Origin of the sequence: Flavobacterium sp., from assembly GCF_043722275.1 — a bacterium.
Classification (GTDB): Bacteria; Bacteroidota; Bacteroidia; order Flavobacteriales; family Flavobacteriaceae; genus Flavobacterium.
This window is the reverse complement of record NZ_JAYSPC010000008.1, coordinates 105,502-129,286: the sequence shown is the minus strand read 5'-3', so window position 1 is coordinate 129,286 and position 23,785 is coordinate 105,502. Positions and strand designations below refer to the sequence as shown.

The following is a 23,785-nucleotide window of genomic DNA, read 5'->3' as shown; positions in this document are numbered from 1 at the left end:
CCGAGGAACGAGGGATCTCATGTGCTGAATCGACAAAGAATGTTGCTTATCTGTGTGGATTCAGCACATGAGATCCCTCGTTCCTCGGAATGACAAAGATTGTGTTAAAATAATTAATTCCAATAAAAAAATCAAAATGAAAAATCAAAACCCAATACATGTTTTTGCGACATGGAAAGTAAAAGAAGGTCAGGTTGATAACGTTTTAAATTTGCTAAAAACCGTTCATGACGAAAGCATTAAAGAAGAAGATAACTTGTTTTATAAAATCCATCAAGGTAATTCGGATACAAATACAATAATATTATTTGAAGGTTATACCAATGAAAAAGCTATAGAAGATCACAGAAATTCGGCGTATTTTCAAGAGATAGTTTTAGGGAAAATTGTTCCTTTATTAGACAATAGAGAAATTATTTTGACAACGCCCGTTGATTATTTATAAAAAAGCAATACTCAATATTGTGTTAACAGCATATTGTAGTCATTAATAATTTGCCTAAATTTAAAGGACAAAATCATGAAAAATTACTTCGATACTACTTTAATATCATGATTTTAAGCTGATAAAATAAAACATTATGGAAAAGACCACAAAAATAATATTCCCATTTGATCAAAGTGTGGTAAAAGAACTTCCGATAATCGAGAAAAAAGATATTGAAAAAGTACTTCAAACCGCTCATAATTTATTTGAAGATCAGGACAATTGGATTCCTGCTTATAAACGAATTGAAATACTCGAAAAAGCAGCTTTTATAATGAACGATAAAAGCGAAGAATTAATTCATATCGCGATAAGCGAAGGAGGAAAACCCTATAAAGATTCAGAAGCAGAAATACTCAGAGCCATAAAAGGTGTAAAATTAGCCGCCGAACACATTTCGCAAATAAAAGGAGAACAAATCCCAATGGGACTTACCGAAGCTTCAATAAACAGGATTGCATTTACATCAAAAGAGCCTATTGGGATTGTTGCTCCTATTAGTGCGTTCAATCATCCGTTGAATTTAGCTGTTCATCAAGTAGTTACCGCAATTGCTGCCGGTTGTCCTGTAATTTTTAAGCCTGCGAGCGCAACACCTTTATCAGGTTTGGCTTTAGCCGATATTTTAAAAGAAGCCGGATTACCTTCGGGATGGTTACAAGTTGTGTTGTGTGACAATGAAACTTCAGAATTGTTGGCCACAGATCCACGAGTTCATTTTTTATCTTTCATTGGCTCAGCCAAAGTAGGATGGTACCTAAAAAGTAAATTAGCTCCCGGAACACGATGCGCATTAGAACATGGCGGAGCAGCTCCGGTAATCGTAGAAAGTGACGCCGATTTTAGCGAAATGATTCCGGATCTTGTAAAAGGGGGATTTTATCACGCAGGACAAGTTTGTGTTTCGGTACAGAAAGTGTATGTGAATCAGGAAATCAGCGATCGTTTTATAGAACAATTTGCCGCAGCAACCAAGAAATTAATCGTCGGGAATCCGTTTGATAAAACCACAGATGTTGGTTCGCTTATTTCTCCTAAAGAAGTAAATCGTGTCGAAGAATGGGTAAATGAAGCCGTTGCAGAAGGAGCAAAAATAATAACTGGCGGAAAAAGAATTTCGAATACCACCTTTCAGCCAACGATTTTGTTTAATCCATCAGAAAATTCTAAAGTATCAACCCACGAAATTTTTGGTCCCGTTGTATGTATTTATCCGTTTACAAATCGCGATGAAGCAATTAAAAAAGCAAATGCCTTAGAAGTTCATTTTCAAGCCGCTGTTTTTACAAAAAATCTTGATATTGCCTTAGAAACCGCCAAAAAACTAAACGCAACCGCTGTTATGATTAATGATAATACGGCGTTTCGGGTAGATTGGATGCCCTTCGGCGGAAGAGACGCTTCAGGCCTGGGAATGGGCGGAATATCCTATACCATAAACGAAATGACAAGAGAAAAGCTAACCGTTTTTAAAAGTAAATCGTTATAAAGTTTAACTTCAAAGCACGCAAACAATTTTACCGCAAAGTACACGAAGATTTTACCGCAAAGAGCGCAAAGTTTCTTTACAAGGCATTAAAAATATAAACACAAAGTTCGCAAAGCTAGATCAATACAAAGCTTTGCAAAGTACATGAAAAAATTTTACCGCAGAGCCCGCAAAGATTTTACCGCAAAGTTCGCAAAGCTAGATCAATACAAAGCTTTGCAAAGTACATGAAAAAATTTTACCGCAAAGTTCACAAAGCCAGATCAACACAAAGCTTTGCGAACTTTGTGTTTGTCAACATAATTTACTACAAAAAAAACTTTGCGAGCTTTGCGGTAAAAATCACCCAGTATATAACCAAAGCAAAAAAAATTACCGCAAAGAGCTCAAAGTTTCTTTACAAAGCATTATAAATATAAACACAAAGTTCGCAAAGCTAGATCAACACAAGCTTTTGCAAAGTACATGAAAAAATTTTACCGCAGAGCCCGCAAAGATTTTACCGCAAAGTTCACAAAGCCAGATCAACACAAAGCTTTGCGAACTTTGTGTTTGTCAACATAATCTACTACAAAAAAAACTTTGCGAGCTTTGCGGTAAAAATCACCCAGTATATAAAAATCACCCAGTATATAAAGCAAACTCTAAAATCACATCTAATTTGTTAATGCAACATATTTATAAAGCATTTTAGGATTCTCAGCTTCACTAATTAAAAAATGAGCAACATCGGCTCTGGAAATTTTGACAACTTTCATTCCTTTATAGAGCCTATTTATCGCTTTATAAGATTGAGTTAAATCACTATTAGTCAACATTCCGGGTCTTATAATTTCCCATTTAATGGCACTTTTTGTAATTAATTCTTCCATTATGGTTTTGTTGATATATTGATCTTTCAGGAATAACGAAATCACCAATCGCATGAAAAAGCTCAGATAGTTTTTACTTTCTCCGGCTCCAAAACCAGTAATTACCAGAACTGGCGCAGTAAAATTCAATTCATCTGTAACATTTATCAAAGTTCTTGCAATATCAGAAAAGAGCGTTGTTGCTTTTTTATTTTTTGTTCCCACAGTTATTAGTACAACATCAGAACCTTTTATTGCCTTTTTTAAATCAACAGAAGAAGTTGCGCTTCCGTTTATTTTAATCAAATTTGGATGATTGGCAATATGATCTGTATTTGTAGAAAGCGCTGTTACAATATGTCCTTTTTCTAACGCTTGCAAAACCGACTGGAATCCAATTCCGGCTCCGGCGCCTATAATTGCTATTTTCATTTTGTGATTTTTAGATATTTTTCCGTGGTACTTTTTGATGCAACCAACAAATTTTCGTCTCCCCATTTCCAAGGATTTCCGTTTGTTGACAGGATTTCTGCTCCGGCTTCTTTGGCAATAAGTATTCCTGCGATCCAGTTATGAGTATCGATATCTTCCTGAACAAACAAATCAATTCTTCCGGCACCAACATACGCCAACTGCAAACCATGAGGTCCGTAATTTCTAACGATTCCAAAATTCTGAACAAGTTGAGCAACTGTATTTCCAATTTTTTTACTCAGTTTGTCGGTTGACTTATCGTGATGTCCGTATTCAAAAACCGCCAGCATAATATCTAAATCAGTTTTATTGCTAATTTGTAGCGGTTTGTCATTCATAAAAGCGCCGTGACCCTCTTTTGCCCAAAAAATTTCGTTAGCCAAAGGATCAAAAATCACCGAAAAAACAGGTTTTCCCTGACGTACAAGAACCAGATTTATCGTCCATCCCGCAATGTGCTGAACATATTGTATCGCGCCATCCATAGCATCACAAAGCCAGTATTCATTGGATTCATCCGGTTTTCTTTGTGAATTATTATCAAATTCATCACCATCGTGCCAGAGTACATCTGGAAATTCTGCTAATAAATCTTCTTTTAAAGAAGTCAGACATATCGTATCAATATCTTCTAACTGTTTTAAAAGTTCATCCATAGTTTGCGGTATCGTATTTTGCTTATAATCGTTTAAAAAAACGTTTCCCACTTTTCGTACTGCGTTTAGTATGATTGGGATATTGATTTCATTTTGCATATCGTTAAGTATTAATTACAATGCAAAATTAGTCAGAGAATTGTCCTGAATGTAGTTTCAAAAATGGGAAGGATAGTCCTAATCACGGAATTTTTTCCGAAATTCAAGAGGAGTAAGGCTGGTTACTTTTTTAAATAGTTTTCCAAAGTAAACCGGTTCGTCATAACCAACTTCGTGCGCGATTTCTTTCACGCTATTAGCTGTAAAATAGAGTAATCTTTTTGCTTCTAAAATTGATTCTTCCTGAATATGCGCAGATACAGAACTTCCGGTTAACGATTTTACCGTATCATTTAAATGTGCTGCCGAAATAGAAAGTGAATCAGCATATTTTGCAGGTTGTTTCCAGGTTTTAAAATGCTCTTTGGTTAACTTCAAAAAAGCTTCTTTAATTATAATACTGCGGTTTTCTTTTTCCTTATCAAGCGATAAATTGGTGAATATTTCTCCGGCAATACGATTTAATAAAGCATTTAATAGCGAATGAATACTTTTATAACTGAAATTATTTGCCTCGTCTAACTGAATTTTTTCAATCAAATCCATCAGAATAATTAGTTGCTGATAGAAATTTGATTCTTTATCCAATAAAAAAAGATTCTTGATTTTATGCTGTAAAAGCTGTAAAACCTCCTTATTTACAAGCGAAGGATCAAAACTAATCATCCATCCTTTCGGATTTTGTACGTCAATAATATGATGTACTTCTTCGGGGAAAATCCAAAGTAAAGCAGGCGCGTTAAATTCGATATTCTCAAAATCAATATTCAATTTAAAACTTCCGTTTAACGCTAACATTAATTGACAATGATTGTCGCGATGTGGTTTAGAAATATCGTGATCGTCATTTTCCTGATCCTCCATATTTGCAATAATAATTCCTGCTCTTGCCTGAGACGGAAGTTTGAATTGTTTAATATTTTGGTTTTGATTTTTCACGATTAAAAATGATAATTTATAAAATTGTTATTTCTGATTAGTACAAAAGTATAGCTTTACAATTAGTAATACGGATCATTTTCTTCTATTAGATATAGAATATCAGGAAATAAAAAAAGCGCCAAATTTTTCAATTCGGCACTTTTGTAAATTATTATAAAACAAGTAGTTAATCAATAATTATGCTATCAATTGCTTTTTGCATTGCAGTTTCTTTTACGCCGGGAACTTTTAAACCTTCGACACGAAAAGCAGTTAAATCAGTCATTCCCATAAATCCCAGAAAAGATTTTAAATAAGGAACCACAAAATCATTGGCTTTGCCCGGACCTTCAGAAAAAATTCCGCCAGAAGACATTGCAACATATATCTTTTTACCGGTTACTTTTCCAATAGGACCATTTTCACCATAGCTAAAAGTGATTCCTGCTCTTGTAATATGATCAATCCACGCTTTTAATGCTGAATGAATGGTGAAATTATAAAGTGGCGCGCCAATCACAATAATATCGGCACTTAATAATTGGTTTACAAATTCATTAGATAATTTAATAGCTTTTTTATCGTCGTCGGTCAATTGATCTTCGGGAATAAAAAACGTACGAAGAACGGCAGGAGTAAGATGCGGAGTTTCAGTTTCAACCAGATTAACTTCTTCAAGAGTATTTTCAGGATATTTTTCCTGAATTTTTTCGATTATTGCGTGACCCAATTTTATACTGTAAGATTCTGAACCTTGCATACTGGAGATTAAATGCAGAATGTTTTTCATAAGAAAATGTATTATTTGTTTGTTGTAATTGTCGATTAAACTTTCGGTTTTATTTCAAAGCAAAGCTACAGTTATCTAATATGCAAAAGATAGCAGTTACCTAAAGGAAAGCGGTTACTTTTAGGAAAGTTCATATCTTTGCCACTATGAAAACAATTGAAAATGAAGTAATTCCGACCAAAGAAGAATGTGCCGGTTCCTTAAGAAACATAATTGACGCATTGTATGTTTTAAACGGAAAATGGAAAATTCCGTTGATTTTGAGTCTTGTACAAACGCCCAAACGTTTTAGTGAGATTCAGAAAGAAGTGTCCGGAATATCTCCAAAAATATTAGCCAAAGAACTCAAGGATTTAGAACTGAACGATTTCATTAAACGAAATGTTTATCCAACAACTCCTGTTACCATAATTTATGAAGCTACAAATTACAGCCGAACCCTAAAAAGCGTGATGCGTGAACTAAGTGTTTGGGGCGAACAACATCGTGAAAAAATCAAGGAATCAATGCGGAAATAAAATCAGATATTTTCTATAAGCTTTTTTATTTTAAGAATAATTTTTCAAATTTTCACTTCACTTTATCCCAACTTTCCCGTTTCGGTTAAGTAAATCCTCAATTGAGTTATGTCTGTTTTTGAGTTGCTGCGGATCTTTGCAGTAACAAATAAAAACAGCGATATGAATATTGTTTTAACAGGTTCCTTAGGGAATATTAGCAAGCCACTAGCGATTGAGTTAGTGCAAAAAGGACATTCGGTAACGGTAATCACCAGAAAAGAAGAACGCCAAAAAGACATTGAAGGCATTGGTGCAAAAGCCGCAATTGGCACAATTGAAGATGTAGATTTTTTGACCAAAACGTTCAAAAACGCAGACATTGTTTACTTAATGGAAGCGTGGGAAGGCATGGGAAGTATTTTTGACAATAACGTTGATTTTGTCGCAGCCTTTAATAAAATTGGCAACATCTACAAACAAGCAATAACACAATCCGGCGTTGTGCGAATTGTGCATTTAAGCAGTATTGGCGCACATACAGACAAAGGTACAGGAAGTTTGTATTTGCATAATGCTGTAGAAAATATTCTAAAACAACTTCCTGAAAATGTTGCTATAAAATTTATGCGACCTGTTGGTTTTTACACGAATATAATGAGATATATTCCATCTATAAAAACGCAAGGCGCGATTATACAAACGTATGGCGGAGACAAAAAAGAACCGTGGGTTTCACCTCTGGACATCGCGGCTGCAATTGTAGAAGAAATGGAAAAACCTTTTGACGGAAGAACGGTTCGTTATCTGGCAAGCGATGAAGTTTCGCCAAACGAAATTGTTTCAATTATTGGTAATGCAATAGGAAAACCGGATTTAAAATGGCTCGTAATTTCAGATAATGAAATGCTCGAAAATATGTTGAAAACCGGAATGAACGAATGGATCGCAAATGGTTTTGTCGAAATGCAGGCAGCACAAAGAAGCGGAACTTTATATGAAGATTATAACCTGAATAAACCAATTCTGGGAAAAGTGAAATTAGCAGATTTCGCCAAAGATTTCGCCAAAATTTATAATGATTTAAAGTAATTAAGATGAAAAAAGTATTGATTACAGGAGCCAATAAAAGCATAGGTTTTGAAACGGCGCGTCAGCTTTTACAGCAAGGATATTTTGTTTACATAGGAAGCCGAAGTTTAGAAAATGGCTTAATTGCAGTAGAAAAACTGAAAGCTGAGGGTTTAAATAATGCCGAAGCCGTTCAGCTGGATGTTACAGATACGGCATCTGTAAAAGCGGCGCGCGAATTTATTGGTGCAAAAACAGAAGTTCTTGATGCACTAATTAACAATGCAGGAATAAATGGCGGAATGCCACAATCTGCGCTTGATGCAAGTATTGATCAGTTCAAACAAGTTTTTGAAACCAATGTTTACGGTGTTGTACGAGTTACGCAGGCGTTTATTGATTTGTTGCAAAAAGCTGATCAGCCTCGTATTGTAAATGTCTCGTCAAGCGGATGTTCATTAACACTTCATAGTGATCCTAATTGGAAATATTACACACATAAAGCTGCGGTTTATCCGGCATCAAAAGCAGCTTTGAACATGTACACAATTGATTTAGCGTATGACTTGCGAGATACGCCATTTAAAGTAAATGCCGTTTGTCCCGGTTTTGTTGCCACAGATTTTAATAATCACAGAGGCACAGGAACGGTTCAGGAAGCCGGAGAACGAATTGCTAAATATGCGATGATTGACGAAAATGGTCCTACAGGAAAATTTATCAGCGAAGAACATAATCCGGAAACAGGAGAAACGCCGTGGTAAACATATTACACATAATTGATTAAATTTACAAGATGAAAAAAGAAGATCATCCTTTTTATAAATTTGAATCACTATCAGATTTTCATGAGGTGTTTGGGCTCAAAAAGCCCTTACATCCTTTGATTAGTTTTATAAATATCAATGAAATGAAAATCAAGGAACATGGATTGCCAAATACTATTGTTTTAGATTTTTATAAAATATCCTATAAAACACTTCTTTGCGGAAAAGCAAAATACGGTCAGAATTATTATGATTTTGGCGAAGGCGGTTTAGTATTTACAGCCCCAAACCAGTTATTCGAATCCCCGTCAGATCAACCCAGTTCAGGTCATTTGTTGCTTATTCATCCGGATTTATTTTTGAGTTATCCGTTAGCAAAGAAAATCAAGGAATTTGGTTTCTTTTCGTATTCTGCTAATGAAGCGCTTCATTTATCCGATAAGGAAAAAGCAACCATAATGTCGATTTTTGCCATAATTGAAGACGAACTAAATAGCAGAATTGACGATTTTAGCCAGGACGTAATTATTTCGCAAATCGAGTTATTATTGAATTATAGCAATCGTTTTTACGAGCGACAATTCATTACCAGAAAAGCCGTTAACAATGATATATTACAAAAACTCGAAGCATTATTAGATGATTATTTTAATAACGAAAAAGCTTCGTTACAAGGAATTCCATCGGTTCAGTTTGTTTCTGAAAACCTCAATATATCCGCTAGTTATTTGAGTGATATGTTGCGTTCCTTTACAGGAGAAAATACAAAACAGCACATTCATAATAAACTGGTTGAAAAAGCAAAAGAAAAGCTATCGTCTTCGAAATTATCAGTTTCAGAAATTGCGTATCAATTAGGTTTTGAACATCCGCAATCGTTTAGTCGGTTTTTTAAAACGAAAACAAATGTATCACCTTTAGAATTCAGACAATCTTTTAATTAATATATTTAATAGAATAATTTAAATTTGTTTTTCAGACATTTGAAACTTCGATAATTGTCCGAAACACTTTAGACTTCATAAAAAACCAAAATAAATGGATTATGTTTTAATGCCGGATAAACTATTAACCGCAGGAAGCGTAAATGCTATGGTGAGTTTTGTTCCTTATGTATCAGACAAACCTGTTGTAAAGGGTAAAAGCCAATTAACGCAACACATGATTAGTCTGGTAACACAAGGCGAAAAGACTATTTATAGCAATGATGAATCTATATTTATTACATCAAAAACGATTTTGCTGCTTTCTTCGGGAAATTATTTGATGACGGAAAGACCAAACGGACCTGAAAAAGTAAAAAGCATTCTGATTTTTTTTGATGATCGTTTTTTGGAAAACATCCGAAATGAAAGTTTAAAAATTAGCAGAAAGAATTCAGAAAAACGCCAATTTGTACAGGTTTCAAAAGATGATTATCTGAATGATTTTATAAAATCGGTACAAACTTTATTAGATGAGAATATTTTTAGCGAATCAATGCAAATCGCCAAATTAAATGAATTACTGGTTTATCTTTTTCTGAAATATCCCGAAGAATTCAGCAAATTCCAGAATTCTTCTTTACTAAAAACAGCCGAACAAAAAATCCAAACGGTTATAAAACATAATATATTCAATAATCTTTCGGTTAGTGAACTGGCTTTTTGCTGTCATATGAGTTTGCCAACATTCAAACGTAAATTCCAACAATTGTACCATCAGCCACCGGCAAAATGGATCCAACAGCAAAGACTTATTGCTGCCGCCGATTTATTGCAAAAAGGTTCAAAACCCAGCGACGTATATTTGAATGTAGGTTGTGAAAATCATTCCAGTTTTTCGCAGGCATTTAAGGTTCAATTTGGTGTTTTGCCAAAAGATTATTTGGTAATCCAAGCTCCGTAGGAGCGACATATTTATAGCAATCATTTGAAAACGTCATGAATAAAAGCTCCATAGGAGCGAAATATTTATAGCAAATCAATTGATACGTCCATGAATTAAAGCTCCAGCGGAGCGACATATTTATAGCCATATATTAATTGTTTATTCCGAAAAATAATATTTCACCCCGCTGGGGTTTTGGTGGGTGTATAATGTGTTTTTTTATAAATATAACGTTCCGCTGGAACTAATTAAGCTCCATCGCAACGATATATTTATAGAAACAATCCATTCATATTTAAATTAAAGCTCCATCGGAGCGAAATATTTATAGCAAATCAATTGATAAGTACATGAATAAAAGCTCCAGCGGAGCGACATATTTATAACCGACATATTTATTATTATTGCAAATATCATATTTCACCCTGCTGGGGTTTTGGTGGTGTATAATGTTTTTTCTATAAATATAACGTTCCACTGGAACTCTGCATATTTTATTTTCTATAAATATATCGTCCCGGTGGGCAATGTAATTAGTTAAGCTTTAGACAGTAGAATTTTTGCAAATCAAATCCGTTTTATTCGTGTTTTTACGAAGTAAATCTGTTTTATCCGCGTCAAAACTAGACGCTGATTTTCCTGATTCGCTAAAGCAAAAAACGCTGATAAAAACGGATTTTTTTGTGTAATTTCATCTTAAAAAATAATTCTAAAGATAAAAAAAAGAACTTTTAGCAACAATTTTATGATCTTTTTGCCCTATCATTTTACATCATTCGCGAGTTAATTTTGTCTTATAAAATTATATATTATGAGCACAGAACAAAACAAAAATTTACTGCTAAAATACAATAGCGAAGTATTGGAAAAAGGTAATATGGAAGTATTAAAACAAATTGCAACTTCCGACTTTATCAATCATTCTGCGCCGGAAGGAATGTCATCCGGAATTGACGGAATAATCTACTTTTTCACGAATATAATTCACGCATCTTTTTCCGATTTAAAGGTACAAATACTTGATATGGTTGCAGAAGGCGATAAAGTAGTAACCAGAAAACAAATTCATGGAACTCATTCAAATGAGATTTTTGGAATTCCTGCAACAGGAAAAAAGATCACAATTAAAGTAATTGATATTTTTACAATTACAGATGGAAAATTGAATGAACATTGGGGAGAAAATAATTTTGTTTCCGTTTTAGAATCTTTAAAATCATAAATTAGAGTTTCTTCTAATTTTAAAAAAGGCTGTAGAAAATTTAATTTTTCACAGCCTTTCTCTTATTGCAATTCAATAGTATAGTTTTTTAAGTCAAAATTATAAATTGATCTTTATCATCTTTATTTTCTATTCTTTATCTTTGATAAAATGATTAAATTAAGTGATATTTTGATGAATTAAATTCATTGATATAACTTAAAAACTTGATTTAATAGGAGGGAAGCAGTTTCCTGAATTATAATTTTTAAAAATAAAATACCATGGAAAATTTAAAAAAAGCTTATATCGCAGGAGGATGTTTTTGGGGCATGGAAGACCTTTTTCGTGTGCGTCCGGGCGTAAAAGATACTGAAGTTGGTTATATTGGCGGTGTAAACGATAATCCAACTTACCAAAACCATCCGGGGCATGCGGAAGGAATCGAAATTACCTATGATGCTAACGAAACATCGTATAAAGAATTATTAGATTATTTCTTTAGAATGCATGATCCCACAACGGTTGACCAACAAGGAAATGACAGAGGTTCAAGTTACAGATCAGCAATTTTTATCCAGAATGACGAGGAAAAACAAGTTGCAGATGAAGTAATTAAAATCGTTGAAGATTCTAATAAATGGCTAGGGAAAGTAGTTACAACGCTGGAACCTTATTCCAAATTTTGGACCGCCGAAGAAAGTCATCAGGATTACCTGATAAAACAACCTAATGGATATACGTGTCATTTTGAGCGATTTGGTACTTTCCTTTAACTCTTCTAAATTCTATTATAAATTAAAGTTTATAATGAACATAAAAAAAGTGCTAAATCTGAAAGGTTTAGCACTTTTTAAGTTATTTTCTAAGTCTGTTTATTGATTAAACAGGTTTTTTATGGATTACCATCTCCGCCACTTGAACCATAAATTTGTCCTGTTGCATAACTTGCATCATTTGCGGCAAGCTGTACATAAATTGACGCAAGTTCGGCTGGTTGTCCGGGTCTTCCCATTGGGGTTTGTGACCCAAATTCTTTTAGTTTTTCCATCGTAGCTCCACCGCTGACTTGTAATGCCGTCCAGATAGGTCCCGGAGCAACACCATTTACTCTAATGCCTTTAGGAGCAAGTTGTTTCGCCAGTGATTTGATATAATTTGTAGTTGCAGCTTTCGTCTGAGCATAGTCATATAAATCTTCTGTAGGTGCGTAAGCTTGTACAGAACTGGTTCCTATTATTGACGCACCGGGTTTTAAATGTGGCAAAGCCGCTTTTATAATCCAGAAAGGAGCATAAATATTGGTTTTCATTGTCCAGTCAAATTCTTCTGTCGAAATATCTAGAATAGACGCATGTGTTTGTTGACGCGCCGCATTATTGACCACAATATCAAGACCGCCAAGTCCTTTTACTGCCTGATCGACAAGCGATTTGCAAAATGCCTCGTCGCGCAAATCTCCCGGAATCGCAATTGCTTTGCGTCCTTCGGCTTTAATTAATTGGATAACTTCTTTTGCATCTTCTTCCTCAGTAGGAAAATAATTTATGGCAACATCAGCGCCTTCTCTTGCGTAGGCAATTGCTGCTGCTCTTCCCATTCCTGAATCTCCTCCGGTTATCAAGGCTTTGAGACCTTTTAATCTTCCGGACCCTTTATAACTTTTTTCACCATGATCCGGTCTTGGGTCCATTTTGCTCACAAGACCTGGCCAAGGTTGTTTTTGTTCCTTAAAAGGCGGTCTCGGGTATTTTGTGTTTGGATCTTCGGGCCCATTTGATGTTGGATATTCTCCTCGTTCAAATCCGTTTGCCATGATAGGATTAAATGCTGCTGTCGCAATTACGGCTCCCATACCTGTAAGTGCAGAGCGACGTGTTATTGTGTTTTTAACATCCATAATGTTTAAATTTTGTGTTCTTTAAATTGTTGTTTGTACCTGTTAATCAATGCTGTAAATTGATTGTCTTTCAAATTTAAAGAATGTCATAATTATGATTTTATAGAATTATCATGTTTTGTTATATATCTGCAATATGGGGTAAAGTGTTGATATTGAATTGTATTAGAATAGTTTGCTAAAAAGTTTAATAAAGTAAAGCTTGAATTTTATGAATTTTTATTTCACGCAGCTATAAAAAGATTTAAGCAGATACGCGCAGATTTATATAATTTTAATCAATTACATTTGCCTAAATCTGTAAAATTTGCGTGAAACAAGAGTTAGTGAATTATGGCAAAAAATCTTTGTAAATCATTCTAATCTGTGGCAAAAAATATAGACTTATTTAATAGATAGTTAATGGATATTTTATAATCTTATTTTAAAAAAATAGAAACATTCTATATTTCTTTTTGCTTAATTTCGGAAAAGCATCAGTTTCAACATTCTGATTTTTATTAATTTATAAAAATAATTATTATGAAAATACCTAAAGAAATGATTAACGGTTTTTTTATCTTTCTGGGAATTGCGATTTTTTTCTTATTAATGGAAGTTTTAAATCTTTCTCATTTATTTTATCTTCGATTACTCAACGTTCTTTTCATCTTTTACGGAGTAAACAGAACTTTGCAGCAAAACCTTGCCGAAGGTCAAACGAGCTTTCTTCCTAATGCAATATCGGCATTGATAACCTCTTTTGTCGGTGTTGTTTGTAGTATTGTCGCGCTGTTAATATATAGTTTTGCACGAGGTGGTGACGCTTATGTAAAATCATTATCGCAAGCTTTTATGTTTGGAGGGGAACCTTCTGTAATGACTTATTCGCTTTGTTTGTTTTTTGAAGGATCTGCGTCATGTATTATCGTTACTCTTTTATTGATGTTATATTGGAACAATAAATATATAGCCGATTAATTCATCATTTTAATCATAAAAAAACCTCTAAACTTGATTGTTTAGAGGTTTTTTATTTATCTGCTAAGCATAAAACTAAATCGTATTTGATGAAATTTAAAAGGACTTCGCAATGATAAATCCATTCATTGTTAATCATTTTCGACATTCTTAATAATGTCTATTCTTCTTCTTCTTCTTCTTCTTCTTCTCCTGGTTCAGAAGTAGTAGCATTGTATTCGTCTAAAGTTCTTCGGTCCGGATCATTTTTATCATTTTTTAAATCGTCGTCCAGATCTTGTGCAATGTCTGCATTTTTTTGAAAGTAAGGATCTTCGGTATCGTTTTCTTCGTTGTTTTGGTCAGAAGTATTTTTTCTTTCAAAATTATCTTCTCTTTCAGAATATCCTTCATCAGAACCAGTTGTTCGATGTTGATTGATTGCCGGATCTTTCGTTTCCATTGTTTCAGAATGGATACTTTCATCGTCTCTATTCGAGGTACGGCCAGCATGACCATATTTCTCGTTGCTTGCTTGTATCATAATATTGTTTTTTAAATTAATATAATACAAATCTAAAACCTGAAACATTTAAAAACTTATACTATTTTTTGTGTGTTTTACATTTTTATCATTTTGATGTACAGTTGGTTATATGGTTTTTGATATAGTGATAAAAATGGATATTGTTTTTTGTTTTAAATTCAATTTGGGTATATGATTAAACTTTGTACTTGTTTTCCAGCTACAATGAGACAGAAAAAATAAATTACGGGAAAGTAACTTTTGAATAATTGATAGTTTAATCGCAACGATAACCAAATAAATCCAATCCTTCAATCCATATTGTTTTAAATTTATTATTTTTTTGCTGAATAAGAATTCTTCTTTCAGGAAATTTCGACTTCGATTTTTTTATATTCTTACCCCATAAAAAATCATCATTATAAATAAATAAAGCAGAACCTATGTTAGCATAGACTTTTGTCTTGGTACTATCAACATCACTATACCTATAAACGATGCTATCATCCATTTTTTGAATTTTTGTTTGAATCTGATAATAGTTTTTGCCATAATTTAATTTTAATGGTTTTGTTGAACAAAAAAGGGGTTTTCCATTTTTTTGTTCGTCGAAATTTTTCAGAGTTAAAGCAATAAAATTTTCCTTGCAATCATCAATTCGGCAAAGTACTTCATCAACGCTCACTTCCGAAAACCCTTTTGTTCCGTAAACATAGTATTTAGGCTCAATAATTTTCTTAATTTCCTTTTCTAATTTTTCACTTTTAATAAGGTGAACTATCCCCAAAGTATCATAGTATTCAAATTTTCTAAACTTAGCAGTCAAAGGATGAAAGTAATCAGCCTCTAATGAATCTGTATCTCTTATGTTTACAAATATTTTTTCGAATTGAGATTCTTTGTCATTTTCAAACATGGTAATTACAATAGCAGTTGTATTTTGTGCAAGATTATATACAGGATAAATAGTGGCAGCACGTATTTCTGATTCTAGTTTTTTATTGTCTTCTACTGTTTTTATATTTTCTAAAGTATCAGTTATAATTGCAGTATCGTTATTTTTTTGCTTTTCAACCCGATTACAAGCATAAAATAATAGAATTGTGATACAACAAATTAGGGTATTTTTCAGCATGTTTGGTTCTTGTAGATGGTTATACTATTACGATCAAATATACATAAGTATTAATAATGTTTATGTAAAAAACGAAGAAGCATATATTAAATGTCTGATATCAAAATGATAAAATCATATCATTTTGATAAGAAATTAGCTGGGTAATAAATACTGTTTTATTTGTAAAGGGCTTATATTCAGCAAGGTAATTTTGTTGTTGGGATATATTAATGTACTGGTATATAATTTGGATATAAGATTTTGTATTTCTATCAAAAAATATTTATCACAAAATGAAAACCCAACAACATACCACAAATTTTTTACGCAAAGATTTTCTATTCTCTGTACCATTACCTAAAAAAACAACCTCAATACAGAACAACCAAATATTAGATGATTTGCCGGATTTTAAGGTTCAGGTCGCCAACTCAGATCATATCTTTTGGATAACAGAAATTTGTGACGTCACACTATCATCTGCTTTAGCTCGCGGAACAGGGATTTCCGGACGTTCGGCAGAATCGCTTGAAGAAAAAATGAAAAATGGTGAAGCAATTATTGCTTTTGCTTCAGATGGAAAATGGGCAGGTTTCTCTTTTATTTCTTCTTGGGCAAATGGTCGGTATGTTTCTAATTCCGGATTGATCGTTGCGCCAGAATTCAGACATACAGGTCTTGCAAAATTGATTAAGAGAAAAATTTTTGAATTGAGTCGACAAAAATATCCAGAAGCCAGCATTTTTAGTCTCACAACAGGACTTGCAGTAATGAAAATGAATCATGAACTTGGTTTTGAACCCGTAACATATTCAGAATTGACTAAAGACGATGTTTTTTGGGATAGTTGTAAATCGTGTGCCAATTGTCCCATATTAATAAATAAAGAAAGAAAAAACTGTTTGTGTACGGCGATGTTGTATAATCCAAAGCATAGTACATCTAAAATCCAGTAATAAGATTTATTCTAAAATTGAAAACCTCCAAAATCTTTAGACTTTGGAGGTTTTCTATTTTCCTGAATTTCAGGTTTGTCAAATTATTGTTTAATAAACTCTAAAATATCTTTATTAATAGTTTCCGCTTCTGTAGTTGGCATACCGTGAGGAAATCCCGGATATGAAATTAATTTTCCGTTTTTCAATAATTTTGCCGCTCTTGGGGCTTGATTATAAGGTACAATCTGATCATCTTCTCCGTGTAATACAAGAACCGGAATGTCTAAACTTTTAAGATCTTCGGTAAAATCAGATTCTGAGAAAGCCTTTATTCCTTCATAATGTGCTAAAACAGAACCCATCATTCCCTGACGCCACCAGTTATGTTTAATTCCTTCCTGAATTGTTTTTCCTTCGCGGTTCCAACCGTAAAAAGGTATTGGAAAATCATAAAAATATTGCGCTCTGTTAAATCCTGTACCTTCTCTGATTTCATCAAAAACAGATAATGGAACGCCTTCAGGATTTGATTCGGTTTTAATCATAATTGGCGTAACTGCACTAATTATAATGGCTTTCGCAACTCTGTCTTTTCCGTATTTTGCTGCATATCGTATTACTTCACCGCCACCGGTTGAGTGACCTACGTGAATAGCGTTTTTTAAATCAAGAGCTTCTGTCAATTCAGCAACATCTGCTGCGTAAGTTTCCATGTTGTTTCCTTCGGCACTTTGACCTGAACGCCCGTGTCCGCGTCTGTCATGTGCAATAACTCTGTATCCTTGTTTTAGAAAAAACATCATTTGTGCATCCCAATCATCGCTGGATAAAGGCCATCCGTGGTGAAAAACAATTGGTGTTCCTGTTCCCCAGTCTTTGTAATAAATTTCTGTTCCGTCTTTTACTGTAAATGTGCTCATCTTATTTTGGTTTTAGATTAATTATTTATATCAGAAATTTTCTAAACTTATCGGTTATTAAATATTAATTTTAATGTTCCTGATGTCTTTGAATTTCTTTTACAAATTTATAGAGGAAGGAAATGTCTGTCGATTAACCTAGATTAAGAAGTGAAAATTTAGATCAAATTTTTTATCTGACTACTATATTTTCTGAGCGTTTTATCTCAAATTAAATTATTAAAACAATTTATATCAATGATTTACGATTTTAATTAAGCATTTGACTTCAATTGAATATTTAAAGCATTAAAATAATTCAAGCTGATTATTTGGATTAATAGGTTTTATTTTTGGCATTGAAGATTTAGCTTTAGGTGGTTTTGCGTCTCCAAAAATGGTTCTTCCTCCATATTTGTATGATTCATCACGTTCTCTTTGAACCAATGCATCAAAGTTAGTATTGGGCGTAAAACTTTCTTCGGCTTTTCGTGAGATTTCAGATAATTTATGAATCGCATCTATTTTATCACTATTCCCAATTTTTGCCCGATTAATTGCTCTTTGCAAAGTATCAATTGTTTCATCGTAAATATTTACAGGAACCGGAAACGGATGTCCGTCTTTTCCGCCATGAGCAAATGAAAAACGTGCAGGATCTTCAAATCGGGTAGGAGTGCCGTAAATTATTTCGCTCACCAACGCTAATGATTGCAAAGCTCTGGGTCCCATTCCTTTTAAAAGCAATAATTCCTCAAAATCTTCCGGTTTATTTTCATGAGTTGCCCAGAGCATTGTGCCAAGCCTTTTCATATTCACATCTTCCATTCTCACATCATGATGCGCGGGCATTGAAAGATATTGCATTTCCTTCATGATTTTTGTTGGAGATTCTTTTGATAATTCTAAAATACCTTCTCTTGATTTTGTGGCTGCCTGAGCGGTAAGATTTAAAATAGTACCTTGATTTTCGCCATATATAAAGGTATGAGGTTCATTTATAAAAGATTTTAAATCCGGTGAATGCCAGTGATATCTTCGTGCGGTTTTAGAGTTGGGATTCATTCCTTGCTGAATAACAGCCCATTGTCCTTTATTATCAACAATAAAATTATGCTGGTACAACTGGAATCCGTCCTGAATTGCCGTGTTATCAACTTTAGCGGTAAGTCGGCTGCAATTTGCAAGATTATTGCCGTCAAGACCTGTTTTTTCGCCAACATATAAAAGTTCCTGCGGCGTTAAAAGTGAATTTTTGCCTTTTCCTCCGCAAATATATATTCCCAGTTCTTTTGAATGCGGGTTTACTGATTTTTTCAATGCTCCCAGAACCGAAGTTGTAATTCCTGATGAATGCCAGTCCATTCCCATTACAGCACCAAAACTTTGAAACCAAAAAGGATTGCTCAGTTTGCTGATTACTTCAGAAGTTGAAAATTCCATGGCAATGGTTTCTACAATGGCAAAGCCAAGTTTAGCCATGCGCTCAGAAAGCCATAACGGAACTTGTCCATAATGTAGTGGAAGATCTGCTGTACCGGAACGTTTCATGGGATAGATTTGGATTTGTACAAAATTAAATAAAAATACTTAATTCTATAATATATTGATTTTAAGAAACCTGATAAATACAAAAATGCGCGAAGTCAAAGGATTTCGCGCATTTTAGTCTCAAAATAAATTTGAGAAGTTGTAGAAATATTACTTTTCTTTTTCATTAGTCATTTTATCATCAAAATCAGGTTCTTCGCCTTTGAATTTTTGAGTATCGCCATCATAATTTTCATCGTTTGTTAAAACCTCATCATGATCTCTATATTGGTGTTTTCTTGTATCGCTTCGATCAGAACCAGTTTTTGAATTGTTGTTCGGAGTTGGATTATTTGTTTTCATAATACTAAGTTTTAATTTTTAATAAAGTTACCTAGAATACTGAAATCCATACTTATATAATAATTTTTAAAAGTTATAAAATACAACTGTATTATTTTATTTCCGGTAGTTTTAGTTCTTTGTTGTAAATATTGCTAATCAAATCTTCTACAAAAGTATTGGTAGGAATTCTTTCGCCATTAGTGCAATATGCAATAGATATATGATCTTTTGGGCTATACATAAGTACAGAATGTGAACCAAGTACATCGCCGCTGTGTCCAAAAAATATTTTTTCACCAAATGGAAATAAAGCCAGTCCGTGTCCCCATTCCTCTTTTCCGATAGGCGTCATTATTTCCAGACTTTCTTTATTTACAATATTACCCTGGAACAAATTATTGATTACAATATTCATATCATATGTAGTACTGGCAATATCTCCAACGCCTATTACATTTGTATATTCAATTTCTTTGATTTCATTCCAGGTTTCTGTGAATTTATAGGATTTAAATGTATTGACAGGATTTGATTTTATCGAAGCAAAATTCAGGAGATTAAGCGGTTTGATTATTTCCTGAATTACTATTTTATTATAATCTTTTTTATGTTTTTTTTCAAGAATCATTCTCAACAATATATAGGCTGAGTTTGAATATACTACCTTTTCATCTGGTTCAAAACTTACGCCTTGTTTTTTTATTTCGTCAAAAATTTCTTTTTCACTTACTTTTTCGGTGACCCAAATAGCGCCATCTCTAACGGCAAAATTTCCTAAACCGCTGGTATGTCCAAGTAAATTTTTGATTGTTATTTTTTTTGAATTCGGTATATCCGGAAAAAAATCAGATAATTTAGTATCTAATTTTAATTTTCCGGTTTCGATTAATTTAAAAGTTAAAATTGCTGTAATCATCTTTGTGACCGATGCAATCTGATATTTAGTGTCTTTATTATAATTTACATTTATCAATTTTCCCTGTCCAAAACTCCTGTTGTAAACTTCATGTCCATCTTTATAAATTGACAGACTTCCAATTCCGCCATTATTGTTTTCGATGTAAGTTATGTATTTGTCTATTTTTTCTTTGTCGATTTCCTGTGAAAACAAATTCCCTGACATAAGTAATAAAAAGGTTAGTAATTTTAATTTCATTTGTAATTGTACGTTTTCAATTGATTCAGTTTTTTAATGGATATTGCCATAAAAAAGGTAATATCTACTTAGCTAATATAGGAAAAAATTTACCATATCAATTTAAATATTCGGCATCGTAAAATAAAAAGTGAGTTGGAATAATCGAATTCAATTGAAAAATTGAGATATATAAAACCTCAGTTTGTATTTTTAGGGACAAATAAATAACTTGTTTTGATAGGAACTCAGGTTTCTTAAATTTATTTCCTGAAATGCGATTACTACCAAATCAGCAGATCGTTTTTCGTGTGCACGATTTATATGTTTTTATTTTTTCTAACAAGATATATCTGATGTAATCTAAAAAATAATCGTAGGTAATTAATCAATAACTCTTTTAAGTTGCTGATTTTTAGCAGTATTTGTAATTTTTTATAAAAGTTAAGAAGTAAAAAAAAAAGTATCAGTTGATTTTTATAGATTTGTAAATCTATAATATTCCCAAAAACAGTTGGGAAAGCAATTGTAAAATCTCTATACAATGAAATCTGTTACTTCAATATTTTTATTTTTAATGTTTTATTCTAATTCGTACTCACAATTGAGTTCTGATAAGATATTTGAAAGCTTTAAACAAGGAGAGCGTACTAATTGTTCATCAATCGCATTTATTAAAGCTGCATTAAATATTTATGGATTAGACAATCTTTTTGTAACTGAAACAGTAAATGACGGTTCACAAAAAATTACACTAAAAAATAATGCATCATTTAATTTAAAGGCAGATGAAATAAATAAAGCGAAAGAATCTGCCGGTTTTATATTTATCAAGGACAATCCTGAAAGTGAAGTAATTACTAATTATGCTGTATTGACATATGCAGTTATGGCAAAATATAAGCAAATTGTTGATAATGAGGCTACTTTTGAAAGAGCATTAGAGGATTTAGAAAGCGGGGAAGTTTATACGCCAACAATTTATAAATATTTAGGATTTAAAATAGGCAAACAAATACAAAAGCTAAAGCGACAATCCGGTAGTGAATTTTGTGGAGTTGTAGCCTGGTCTACAGCACATGCGGTTTTTGTTTGTGAAGATTTTATGGATTATTACGGCAATAAAAAAAGTATATGGATAAAATATCCGGGTCGGTTTAGAATCATAAAGTCAGATGATGATGTAAAAAGCAGTTATACAATTTCGCAGCCTGTCAAAAATACAGCATTTGTTACAGGTAATAATTTGCCGGAAAGCACAAAAACCGACTTGTAAGTTGCTTTTAAACAGCAAAATTTCATTAGTCTGGAATAAATTTCGACAAAATTTCTTATAAGTTGTCGTTATAAACAAGTTATAAATGCGCTGTGAGATTGATAAAATAAGAACTGTTAAAAAAAATAAAAAAAAAGAAATCAATAAACTTGCAATTTAAGTTAATTTATATATTTTTGTTTCAAATCCACAACCAATTACACATTAAAAAAATGAAGAGCAAAATTATCATATTAAGTATCCTTTTCTTCTTGACAACTGGTGCAATTTCAGCACAGGCAAAAAATGCTCCAAGAAGTATTATTAGTACAACAGCTCTAATCCGCAAATACCACGATCAAAAAGAATTGAGCGGTATGCAAAAAGGAGAATTATTAGAATTATACATTGAGCGTATTAAAGTTTTAGTGAAAACTTTACCGTACATCGCTTTGGTTACTAAACCAGGTGTTACTATGTCTGATTTAGGTATTCCGGACGATAGTGAGCACAAAAAAGTATTAGATGCTCAGGCATTAGGTACGACAACTTTCTTAGATACAACAGTAGAGTTTCAAAGAAAGATGATGCCATATTCTGATAAAGGAAACCTTATCGCAGCAATCTTATTTTACGAAAACACATTAAAATCTTTACACGAATTCAACGAATTGAACGAAATGTAATATTTAAAATAGTATAGGTTTTCACAAACTTATATAATATAGAACCTTCAAAGTCATTAGATTTTGAAGGTTTTTTTTTATCCAAAATTTTAACTGAATAAAATCCTAAGGTTGTTGATTTTATGAATTGTCTTAAATTAATTCAGAAAATTTCAGCGATAAGGGAGTTCGGTTTGCTAAATTAAATTGTACAGTTGTTATTTGATTCCTGTAAATAAGATATTAAATTATGTAAATAGTTTGTAAGTCAGTGGTTTATTTTTGAAATAATAAATATTTATAAAGTAAAGAGTTTCAATTATAAAACTGCTGTTAATTTTAAACAACGTTTAAGATTGGCTGAACAAACTAAATTTAATATTATGAAAACATTATTTAAAACAACAATTATCTCCGGTCTCTTTTTGTCAAGTCTTTTCTTTTCATGTAAAAAACAGGATGGATACAGCGACGAAGTAAATACGACTGAAAATCAGGTTGGCAGCAGCCAGAGTGCAACAGATTCTACGGCTACAGACAATGCAGGACCTGCGGCTAATAATGATGTTAGCGGTTCGGGAAACAAAAATACTGCAAATTCTGGTGCCCAAAGTATAAACGCAGGTACAAAAGAAGCTGAAAATGGAGAAGTAAAAGGAAGGGGAACCGGTACGGGACCTGGACCAAGTCCTAAAGATGGTGCTGCTTATTCTGGTCCGTCAGATCCGCAAAATTTAAAAGCAGATACTACAAAAACTAAAGCTAAAAAGAAAAAATAGGCAATAATCAAAATTGAATTTGATTTAGAACTCTAATAACTTTTAATCAAAAAAGCAGAACCTAATTAATCAGGTTCTGCTTTTTAGTTTTAATTTCAAAGTTTGCAAAAAAATTTCTGTTAATTAGAGCGGTTTTCTTCACCGTCTAATTCGTCGAGATCATCATCATCATCAAATTCTTCATCATCATCATCGGTATCAAATTCTTCGTCAAGTCCTTCGCTGTCAAGTTCATCACTATCATCATCGGTATCAAATTCGTCATTGTCAAGATCGTTGGTATTGATTTCGTCAGAGTTTAGATCATTTCCATAATCCGGTTCTGCATAATTTGTAAAGGAATGATCTACTGATGGTGATTGAATTTCATTTCCCTGATTGTCCTTGCTGTTATCTTGAAAACTTTGGTCTTCCTGACGGTAGTTTTCTAATTCATCTAAATTCATAATATAATTTTTTAAGTTTTAATAGCGGCTGCTTTTTTGAAGGTGCAGTATAAACCGTAAATCATTTTCTCAAATTTAAAAAGGCTAATCGAATTTTATTTATAGAATAATCACTTCTGTTTATACAATATCTATCTTG

The 23,785-nt window shown here is 32.9% G+C and carries 26 protein-coding genes; 14 read left to right on the top strand and 12 right to left on the bottom strand.

What is annotated here, in order from left to right:
* The first annotated feature begins 136 nt into the window (after positions 1-136).
* Together ACHZDT_RS01525 and ACHZDT_RS01520 are read left to right on the top strand one after the other, a co-directional pair.
* Positions 137-445, top strand: a complete 309-nt coding sequence (locus tag ACHZDT_RS01525) for a putative quinol monooxygenase (RefSeq protein ID WP_394772901.1) — start codon at positions 137-139, stop codon at positions 443-445.
* Positions 446-581: 136 nt separating this feature from the next.
* Positions 582-1,976, top strand: a complete 1,395-nt coding sequence (locus ACHZDT_RS01520) for an aldehyde dehydrogenase family protein (RefSeq protein WP_394772900.1) — start codon at positions 582-584, stop codon at positions 1,974-1,976.
* Positions 1,977-2,632: 656 nt separating this feature from the next.
* On the opposite strand, the gene ACHZDT_RS01515 is transcribed toward ACHZDT_RS01520, so the two are convergent.
* From ACHZDT_RS01515 to ACHZDT_RS01500, 4 genes are all read right to left on the bottom strand, one after another.
* Entirely contained in the window at positions 2,633-3,259 is a 627-nt protein-coding gene (locus ACHZDT_RS01515; RefSeq protein ID WP_394772899.1) for an NAD(P)-dependent oxidoreductase, read from the bottom strand.
* Entirely contained in the window at positions 3,256-4,056 is an 801-nt protein-coding gene (locus ACHZDT_RS01510; protein WP_394772898.1) for an inositol monophosphatase family protein, read from the bottom strand. Before ACHZDT_RS01510 ends, ACHZDT_RS01515 begins: the two co-directional genes overlap by 4 nt.
* 78 nt (positions 4,057-4,134) lie before the next feature.
* The gene (locus ACHZDT_RS01505) at positions 4,135-4,995 is read right to left on the bottom strand and encodes an AraC family transcriptional regulator (RefSeq protein WP_394772897.1); all 861 of its coding nucleotides are present in this window, start codon (positions 4,993-4,995) and stop codon (positions 4,135-4,137) included.
* Positions 4,996-5,164: 169 nt separating this feature from the next.
* Positions 5,165-5,767 (bottom strand): FMN-dependent NADH-azoreductase, encoded by a 603-nt coding sequence (locus tag ACHZDT_RS01500; RefSeq protein ID WP_394772896.1) that lies wholly within the window; start codon positions 5,765-5,767, stop codon positions 5,165-5,167.
* A 146-nt stretch (positions 5,768-5,913) separates the two neighbouring features.
* Between ACHZDT_RS01500 and ACHZDT_RS01495 the strand changes: the two genes are divergently transcribed.
* From ACHZDT_RS01495 to msrA, 7 genes are all read left to right on the top strand, one after another.
* Entirely contained in the window at positions 5,914-6,285 is a 372-nt protein-coding gene (locus ACHZDT_RS01495) for a winged helix-turn-helix transcriptional regulator (protein ID WP_394772895.1), read from the top strand.
* Between the two features lie 162 nt (positions 6,286-6,447).
* Positions 6,448-7,356, top strand: a complete 909-nt coding sequence (locus tag ACHZDT_RS01490; RefSeq protein ID WP_394772894.1) for an NAD(P)H-binding protein — start codon at positions 6,448-6,450, stop codon at positions 7,354-7,356.
* A gap of 5 nt (positions 7,357-7,361) precedes the next feature.
* Positions 7,362-8,099 carry an SDR family oxidoreductase gene (locus ACHZDT_RS01485; protein ID WP_394772893.1) on the top strand — a complete coding sequence of 246 codons (738 nt, stop codon included), beginning with the start codon at positions 7,362-7,364 and terminating at the stop codon, positions 8,097-8,099.
* A 32-nt stretch (positions 8,100-8,131) separates the two neighbouring features.
* Positions 8,132-9,046, top strand: a complete 915-nt coding sequence (locus ACHZDT_RS01480; protein WP_394772892.1) for a helix-turn-helix domain-containing protein — start codon at positions 8,132-8,134, stop codon at positions 9,044-9,046.
* A gap of 94 nt (positions 9,047-9,140) precedes the next feature.
* Positions 9,141-9,989, top strand: coding sequence for a helix-turn-helix domain-containing protein (locus ACHZDT_RS01475; protein ID WP_394772891.1), 849 nt, complete (start codon positions 9,141-9,143; stop codon positions 9,987-9,989).
* A gap of 793 nt (positions 9,990-10,782) precedes the next feature.
* Entirely contained in the window at positions 10,783-11,193 is a 411-nt protein-coding gene (locus tag ACHZDT_RS01470; protein WP_394772890.1) for an ester cyclase, read from the top strand.
* Positions 11,194-11,456: 263 nt separating this feature from the next.
* On the top strand, positions 11,457-11,948 hold the full coding sequence (gene msrA, locus ACHZDT_RS01465) for a peptide-methionine (S)-S-oxide reductase MsrA (protein WP_394772889.1): 492 nt from the start codon (positions 11,457-11,459) through the stop codon (positions 11,946-11,948).
* Between the two features lie 119 nt (positions 11,949-12,067).
* On the opposite strand, the gene ACHZDT_RS01460 is transcribed toward msrA, so the two are convergent.
* Entirely contained in the window at positions 12,068-13,072 is a 1,005-nt protein-coding gene (locus ACHZDT_RS01460; protein WP_394772888.1) for an SDR family oxidoreductase, read from the bottom strand.
* 522 nt (positions 13,073-13,594) lie between these two features.
* On the opposite strand from ACHZDT_RS01460, the gene ACHZDT_RS01455 reads away from it, so the two are divergent.
* Complete coding sequence (locus ACHZDT_RS01455; RefSeq protein ID WP_394772887.1) at positions 13,595-14,032, top strand: hypothetical protein; 438 nt, start codon at positions 13,595-13,597, stop codon at positions 14,030-14,032.
* Positions 14,033-14,192: 160 nt separating this feature from the next.
* Here ACHZDT_RS01455 and ACHZDT_RS01450 read toward each other — a convergent pair whose 3' ends face one another.
* Together ACHZDT_RS01450 and ACHZDT_RS01445 are read right to left on the bottom strand one after the other, a co-directional pair.
* Positions 14,193-14,555 carry a hypothetical protein gene (locus ACHZDT_RS01450; RefSeq protein ID WP_394772886.1) on the bottom strand — a complete coding sequence of 121 codons (363 nt, stop codon included), beginning with the start codon at positions 14,553-14,555 and terminating at the stop codon, positions 14,193-14,195.
* A gap of 259 nt (positions 14,556-14,814) precedes the next feature.
* On the bottom strand, positions 14,815-15,672 hold the full coding sequence (locus ACHZDT_RS01445) for a hypothetical protein (RefSeq protein WP_394772885.1): 858 nt from the start codon (positions 15,670-15,672) through the stop codon (positions 14,815-14,817).
* Between the two features lie 275 nt (positions 15,673-15,947).
* Between ACHZDT_RS01445 and ACHZDT_RS01440 the strand changes: the two genes are divergently transcribed.
* Entirely contained in the window at positions 15,948-16,610 is a 663-nt protein-coding gene (locus tag ACHZDT_RS01440) for a GNAT family N-acetyltransferase (RefSeq protein ID WP_394772884.1), read from the top strand.
* An 83-nt stretch (positions 16,611-16,693) separates the two neighbouring features.
* Here ACHZDT_RS01440 and ACHZDT_RS01435 read toward each other — a convergent pair whose 3' ends face one another.
* From ACHZDT_RS01435 to ACHZDT_RS01420, 4 genes are all read right to left on the bottom strand, one after another.
* Positions 16,694-17,512: an alpha/beta fold hydrolase gene (locus tag ACHZDT_RS01435; RefSeq protein WP_394772883.1), complete on the bottom strand. Its 819-nt coding sequence runs from the start codon at positions 17,510-17,512 to the stop codon at positions 16,694-16,696.
* 288 nt (positions 17,513-17,800) lie between these two features.
* On the bottom strand, positions 17,801-19,042 hold the full coding sequence (locus ACHZDT_RS01430) for a DUF763 domain-containing protein (RefSeq protein ID WP_394772882.1): 1,242 nt from the start codon (positions 19,040-19,042) through the stop codon (positions 17,801-17,803).
* A 150-nt stretch (positions 19,043-19,192) separates the two neighbouring features.
* Positions 19,193-19,384 carry a hypothetical protein gene (locus ACHZDT_RS01425; RefSeq protein ID WP_394772881.1) on the bottom strand — a complete coding sequence of 64 codons (192 nt, stop codon included), beginning with the start codon at positions 19,382-19,384 and terminating at the stop codon, positions 19,193-19,195.
* A 91-nt stretch (positions 19,385-19,475) separates the two neighbouring features.
* Positions 19,476-20,522 carry a serine hydrolase domain-containing protein gene (locus tag ACHZDT_RS01420; RefSeq protein WP_394772880.1) on the bottom strand — a complete coding sequence of 349 codons (1,047 nt, stop codon included), beginning with the start codon at positions 20,520-20,522 and terminating at the stop codon, positions 19,476-19,478.
* A gap of 523 nt (positions 20,523-21,045) precedes the next feature.
* Here ACHZDT_RS01420 and ACHZDT_RS01415 point away from each other — a divergent pair.
* The 3 genes from ACHZDT_RS01415 to ACHZDT_RS01405 all read left to right on the top strand — a co-directional run bounded on the left by ACHZDT_RS01415 (position 21,046) and on the right by ACHZDT_RS01405 (position 23,200).
* Positions 21,046-21,777 carry a hypothetical protein gene (locus tag ACHZDT_RS01415; RefSeq protein WP_394772879.1) on the top strand — a complete coding sequence of 244 codons (732 nt, stop codon included), beginning with the start codon at positions 21,046-21,048 and terminating at the stop codon, positions 21,775-21,777.
* 212 nt (positions 21,778-21,989) lie between these two features.
* On the top strand, positions 21,990-22,442 hold the full coding sequence (locus tag ACHZDT_RS01410; RefSeq protein ID WP_394772878.1) for a hypothetical protein: 453 nt from the start codon (positions 21,990-21,992) through the stop codon (positions 22,440-22,442).
* Positions 22,443-22,804: 362 nt separating this feature from the next.
* The gene (locus tag ACHZDT_RS01405; RefSeq protein ID WP_394772877.1) at positions 22,805-23,200 is read left to right on the top strand and encodes a hypothetical protein; all 396 of its coding nucleotides are present in this window, start codon (positions 22,805-22,807) and stop codon (positions 23,198-23,200) included.
* 119 nt (positions 23,201-23,319) lie between these two features.
* Here ACHZDT_RS01405 and ACHZDT_RS01400 read toward each other — a convergent pair whose 3' ends face one another.
* Positions 23,320-23,646, bottom strand: a complete 327-nt coding sequence (locus tag ACHZDT_RS01400) for a hypothetical protein (protein WP_394772876.1) — start codon at positions 23,644-23,646, stop codon at positions 23,320-23,322.
* Positions 23,647-23,785: the final 139 nt, after the last annotated feature.